This is a genomic window from candidate division WOR-3 bacterium (assembly GCA_039801365.1).
Lineage (GTDB): Bacteria > Hydrothermota > Tepidihabitantia > Tepidihabitantales > Tepidihabitantaceae > JBDRUN01.
Map to the genome: position 1 here is coordinate 1 of JBDRUN010000121.1, position 5,278 is coordinate 5,278.

Below are 5,278 nucleotides of genomic sequence, written 5' to 3' on the forward strand. Positions count from 1 at the left end.
CGAATTCATCAACCGGCCACTCACCCAGCTGGCGCGCTCGCTCGGCATACCATTCACTCGCTCGCGGGCCTTCCGCAAGAACGACGCGCCGTACGTTGAGAGCAAGAACTGGTCTTTGGTGCGGGTCTACGTCGGTTACCGACGTTACGACACCCGCCGCGAAGTCGCCGTGCTGCGGCGACTGGCACGACTGGTTGCGCTGAAGCACAATCTCTTCATACCGACCATGAAGCTGGAGCACCGTCAGCGAGATGGAGCGCGTATCCAGAAGCGGCATTCAATTGAGATTCCTGCACGGCGACTGCTGGCAACAGACCGGTTGATCAGGCAGCAGCAACGCAGACTACGGCAACTCGGTAACGACGTGGATTACGTCGATCTCAGCGCGCGGCTCGCACGTGAGCAGACGCCCCTTGACCAGGTCTGCGGCAGCAAGTACGCTCCCATCAAGAGGGCGAAACCATGACGGATTTCCGACTCATTTCGGGCAGATCCAATTATGAGGCATCACGGCTAAGCTCCAGACTATCAGCCTGTCTAGTGTGGACCGTCTGCTCCGGCCAGTCCGCAAGAAGCTCGTGGCAAGACGCCGCTGCAAACCGTGGTGTACCGAGCCAGGAGGTTGCATGACTACAGTCAGTGCAGAACCTATTTGGGGCACATCCAATTATGGCGAAAGTTGTTGCTGCAACTTGTACTCAGCCGTAGCCGAACTCCCCCAACGCGTCACGCAAGAAGCGTTACACTCTACGTCCAAGACTCGGACTCAGCGTGTTGTGCGACGCACAAGCACAGACCGGCTAACAAAACCTGTGGCTATAGACTTTCTTAGTCCGCTACGACCGCCTTGCCGGTAGCGGTCCTGCCAGCCGTGGCCAGACGGTAAAAGTAAGTACCGGCCCGAACCTGGTGGCCTTGGTCCGAACGACAGTCCCAAACCAGCATGCGCGTGCCAGGCTTGTCTGCCCGGTCCGTAATCCTCCTGACCAAGTTCCCGGCTACGTCGTAGATATCGAGGCTCGCGTCCCCGGCGGTCAAGGCGCAGTAGCTGACATGGCCGATGATTCGCATCGGCGTTGGCCATACCCGGTGCCAAGTCGCCGGTTCGGTCGGACCGATGACCTCTTCCACTCCTGTGCCTGAGCGCGTGATGACCGCCCGGATGTTGACGTTGCGGTCAGTCCAGAAAGGTGGATCGGTCAACTGATACCAAGTCGGTCCGATGCTCGGCAGGGTGATGTACCCGCCACGCCAGGGAACCATCGGCCCAAGGTCAAGGGTCAAGGGATACTGACCGGACGGGTGGCGTCGGATGATCACGCACGCCCAGAAATCCTTGTACGCTTCGATTGCCGGCGGATGCGGCATGTTCGCCCGCTTCCAGATTCCACCACCCAGACCCGAAGCACGGGTGGTATCAAGCATCCGTCCCGGCGTTGCGACCGTACTTTCACCCGCAACGTACACGAATACATCGTCTGCGTTGCCGGTAAGGTAGTAAAGAATCGCATTCACCACGACACCCGTGGTCTCGGTGTAACGCTGTGCGCAACCGTAGCTGTAGGTACCGTTGATGTTGAATCCCCGGTCCGGGTCTTGGTCCCAATGCAGAGTCTCATCGCCATCGGTCCAGGCCGACGGTTCGAGCAGGCAGACACTGTTGTCAACGGGCCAGCCTGGTTCGAGCGCGACCGAAAACGGCAGTTCGACCGGCTGCAAACCCTGGGCAAGTGTCGGGACGAAGCTAATGCTCAGTATCGTAAGAACGCAACTCGCGTATGACATACTTACCTCCAGTGATTTCGGTCTGTTCGAACGGCAACTACAACCGGGCAGCGACTTTGGTCATAACAAATAGGTTCTGCACTGACTGTAGTCATGCAACCTCCTGAGTCGGTGCACCACTAGCATACTTGCCCCTGTACCCAGCGTCAAGTCGGCGCTCGCCACGCCGCAGGTCATCAAGCAGGCGCAAAATGTCAGTTCCAGCCAGCAGCCGCTCCAGCTTCTTTCTGTAACGCTTGGCCAACCCGGGTATAGCCAACAAGCCGGTGCAGCGGGGTGTCAATATCGTAGCGCTTGCTGACCCGCAGCCCCACCCTTTCCTTTGCCACCAGCTTCAGCGAAGGCATGAGCAGGTTGTGCTTGAGCGCTATCAGCCGGTCCAGCCCCTTAGTGCCAGGTTCTCCTCTTTCGTATCATGCCGACGATAACCAACGTAGCTGCGCACCAAGCTCCAGTTCTTGCTCTCGACATAGGGCGAGTCGTTCTCTTGGTACGCCCGGGACCGGGTGAAGCGCAATTTGTGCTTATCGGCAGGCTTCGCCAGCGCCTGGTTGATAAACTCGCTGCCATTGTCCGAATGGATGGCAGTAACCGGGAAAGGTGCTGCCCGCAGAATGCTCTTCATCGCCAACATCACCCAGATGTGAGCCTTGTTGCGTAGCACCCGCAATTCGGTCCAGCCAGTGGTTATCTCGGTGACTACCAGCGTATAGGCAAACTCACCGCAAGGACTCTGCCCTCCGTGACTTAGCAAATCTATCTCCAGATACCCAAGCTCCTTCTTGGGTTTGTCATGGCAGGTCTCGACCGGGATGCGTTTCTTGAGCCAGGAGGCAAAGGGGTTGGACTTGTAGCGGCGTTTGGCCAGAAGCTCGGCTCGGACTGGCCGGAGCAGACGGTCAACCGCAGATGGACTGATAGCATTGAGCTCGGTGAACGCCTTTCTGAGCTTGGGATGGCAGAACAGCCGCTGGCTGTGGAAGCGGACGGAGTGAGTAAGGAGGAAAAATGGGCATCAGGCAGGCTGCCAGGGTGGTTTTCTCCTTGTCGTATAGGAAGAAACGGTCCTTGGTAGCCTGCTATTTTGACGCCCGAAAAGACCCGGTCCATTCTGCCAAAACGAATCTGTTTCGGGTAGATTATTTCTGACGAAAATCTTGGTCTTGACTTGCCAGCGGGTAGTAGTACGCTGATGCCCGGTCATGGAGTCCCGGGTAAGAACCCTCACGGCTCTGCTTCTGTCAGCGCTCGCTGTTTTTGCCGCGCCGCGTACACTTTGGGACTATCTTGCCCGCCGGGACTATCAGCCCGCGGCGGCATATTACCGGATGCAACTTGAGAAGAACCAGGCTGACGTTTCAGCCGCGAAAGACCTTGCCCGGGTCTTTGACCACCAGCATATGTACGATTCAAGCGTCACTTGGTGGCAGCGGGCACTGGAGTTGAGACCCGCCGATGACTCAGCAATCATCGGGCGCTGGAATGCGTTATATCATCGAGACAAGGATGACTCGGCCGCGCTTGTGGTCACGAAACAGCTTATTCTTGATGAAGTCGCGCCATTCCTTGCCGAGACGACCGAACGTAGTCTGAGCCTGGCATTCGACGGACTCAGTCTGGCAGACAGCGTCAAGGGCGCTGAGGTTGCCGCCCTCATGACGCGGCTCTTTCCTGATTCGCCAAGGGGATACGAGCTAATCGGTTCGGCTTTCTACGATTCGCTCTATCCAGTCTGGACCAACGACTCAGCCAAAGTGCTGCTTATCCGCCGATTTCTTGACCGCTATCCGCGTAGCGAATGGCGTCAGACGTTCTACATATTCCTTCTGAGTTCATTATTCGGGCTCAAAGACACGGCCCAGGCGCGGGCCGTGGCAGCAGAAATGACGGCGGACGACTCGCTTGACCCCTTCCGCTTCCGGTATGCTGCTGCCATTTTCAACCGGCTGAATTTCGCACCTGAAGCAGCCGAGACATACGCCCGCCGGGCAATCGCGCTCGAACCGCTGGCACGAAAGCCGAAAAACAAACCCCAGGAGCAGTGGGAGATTGATTATCCGCCGTTGTACGGTCTTGCCCGGCTCGCACTTGCCGAAGCGCTCAAGGCCCAGGGCGGGCTCGATGAGGCGCGCAACTGGCTGGACGACGCAATCCGTCAGTTCCAGTGGGACCCGCAGCAGGAAGCAACACCTGGCCCGTTCCATTGCCTGCTCGGAGAAATCCAGGAAGCACAGGGCGATACTATGGACGCACTCGGCTCTTATGTCCGGGCACTTCAAGCCGGCGACTCGCGCAATACGTGGACGATGCGTGCCGACTCCGGACTGAAACGTCTGCTGCCGGTTAGTGACGGTACGGCCATCGAGTTCGGACGGAAACAGCTAGCTTATGCCGGCGCAACATTTACTGATATCACCGACTCCGCGGGCCTTGCCGGTCGCCGGGAATCGCGTGTTGCCTGGGGCGACTACAATAACGACGGTTTTGACGACCTTTTGCTGTCCGGCTGCATCTTGTTCCGCAACGATTCGGGCCGCAGTTTCACCAATGTCACCGATTCGGTTGGCCTGGCCGATGTCCAGGGCCGGGGTGGTGTCTGGGCTGACTATGACAACGACGGCTGGCTTGACTTCTGGATGTCTGCCAGTGCTGGTCTGGACCGGCTATACAAAAATGATGCCGGTCGATTCAGGGACGTGACTAAAGAAGCCGGCATGCCGGCTGACTCCTGGCCTACCGAGGGGGCGGCTTGGGCAGACTTTGATAACGATGGCTGGGTTGACCTGTACTGTGCAAACTACGAGAACTGGGAACAGCATTCCTACTACCCGGACAAGCTCTGGCGCAACGTCCAAGGCCAGCTTTATGACTGGACCGACTCAGGCGGTATCAAACTGCCACATGGTACCGACCTTGCGGGCCGCGGGGTAAGCTGGGCAGACTATGATGATGATGGGTATCAAGACTGTTATGTTTCCAACTACCGGTTGTGCGAAAATTTTCTCTGGCACAACAATGGACAGGGCCGGTTCGAGAACGTTGCCGGCCGCGAAGGCGTGTCGGGCGACGAAGTGAACGGCTGGTACGGCCACACCATCGGCGCAGAGTGGGCCGACTACGACAATGACGGCGACCTGGACCTCTTCACTGCTGACCTTGCTCACCCCCGCTACATCGAGTTTTCTAATCGCTCTCGCCTGTATCAGAACCAGGGACCGAAGGTATATCCCCGCTTTACTGACCGACGGGCCGAGGCTGGCATCAGGTACGAGGAGACTCACTCAGACCCGGCCTGGGCCGATGTTGATAACGATGGCGACCTTGACCTGTATGTCACGTCCATCTACGAAGGCCGACGTTCATTCCTGTACGAGAACCAACTCATAACCCGAAATCCAAAGCCCAATGTTCAGACCCCGGGATTCTTCGAAGTCACCTGGCTCTCTGGTACACGGTGCTACAACGGCTGGGGCTGTGCGTTCTCAGACTTCGA

Annotated in this window: 6 protein-coding genes; 3 read left to right on the top strand and 3 right to left on the bottom strand. The window is 57.9% G+C overall.

All coding sequences use genetic code 11. From position 1 onward, the window contains the following. Positions 1–466: hypothetical protein (locus ABIL25_10740; GenBank protein ID MEO0082743.1), on the top strand; the 466-nt coding region annotated here is incomplete at its 5' end. A 362-nt stretch (positions 467–828) separates the two neighbouring features. On the opposite strand, the gene ABIL25_10745 is transcribed toward ABIL25_10740, so the two are convergent. The 3 genes from ABIL25_10745 to ABIL25_10755 form a co-directional block, all read right to left on the bottom strand. Then, a complete protein-coding gene (locus ABIL25_10745) occupies positions 829–1,785 on the bottom strand; it encodes a FlgD immunoglobulin-like domain containing protein (GenBank protein MEO0082744.1) in 957 nt (318 codons plus the stop codon). 194 nt (positions 1,786–1,979) lie between these two features. Then, positions 1,980–2,132 (bottom strand): hypothetical protein, encoded by a 153-nt coding sequence (locus ABIL25_10750; GenBank protein ID MEO0082745.1) that lies wholly within the window; start codon positions 2,130–2,132, stop codon positions 1,980–1,982. 23 nt (positions 2,133–2,155) lie between these two features. Further along, the gene (locus tag ABIL25_10755; protein ID MEO0082746.1) at positions 2,156–2,680 is read right to left on the bottom strand and encodes a transposase family protein; all 525 of its coding nucleotides are present in this window, start codon (positions 2,678–2,680) and stop codon (positions 2,156–2,158) included. Between ABIL25_10755 and ABIL25_10760 the strand changes: the two genes are divergently transcribed. Beyond that, positions 2,579–2,860 carry a hypothetical protein gene (locus tag ABIL25_10760; protein ID MEO0082747.1) on the top strand — a complete coding sequence of 94 codons (282 nt, stop codon included), beginning with the start codon at positions 2,579–2,581 and terminating at the stop codon, positions 2,858–2,860. The two genes, ABIL25_10755 and ABIL25_10760, sit on opposite strands and share 102 nt — an antisense overlap. A 127-nt stretch (positions 2,861–2,987) precedes the next feature. Beyond that, positions 2,988–5,278 (top strand): FG-GAP-like repeat-containing protein (locus ABIL25_10765; protein ID MEO0082748.1); only part of this gene is annotated, 2,291 nt, incomplete at its 3' end.

What these genes read in the sequence shown, in the direction of transcription:
- ABIL25_10750 (MEO0082745.1), bottom strand. Translation starts at nt 2,132, where the DNA reads ATGCCTTCGCTGAAGCTGGTGGCAAAGGAAAGGGTGGGGCTGCGGGTC.
- ABIL25_10745 (MEO0082744.1), bottom strand. Translation starts at nt 1,785, where the DNA reads ATGTCATACGCGAGTTGCGTTCTTACGATACTGAGCATTAGCTTCGTC.
- ABIL25_10760 (MEO0082747.1), top strand. Translation starts at nt 2,579, where the DNA reads ATGGCAGGTCTCGACCGGGATGCGTTTCTTGAGCCAGGAGGCAAAGGG.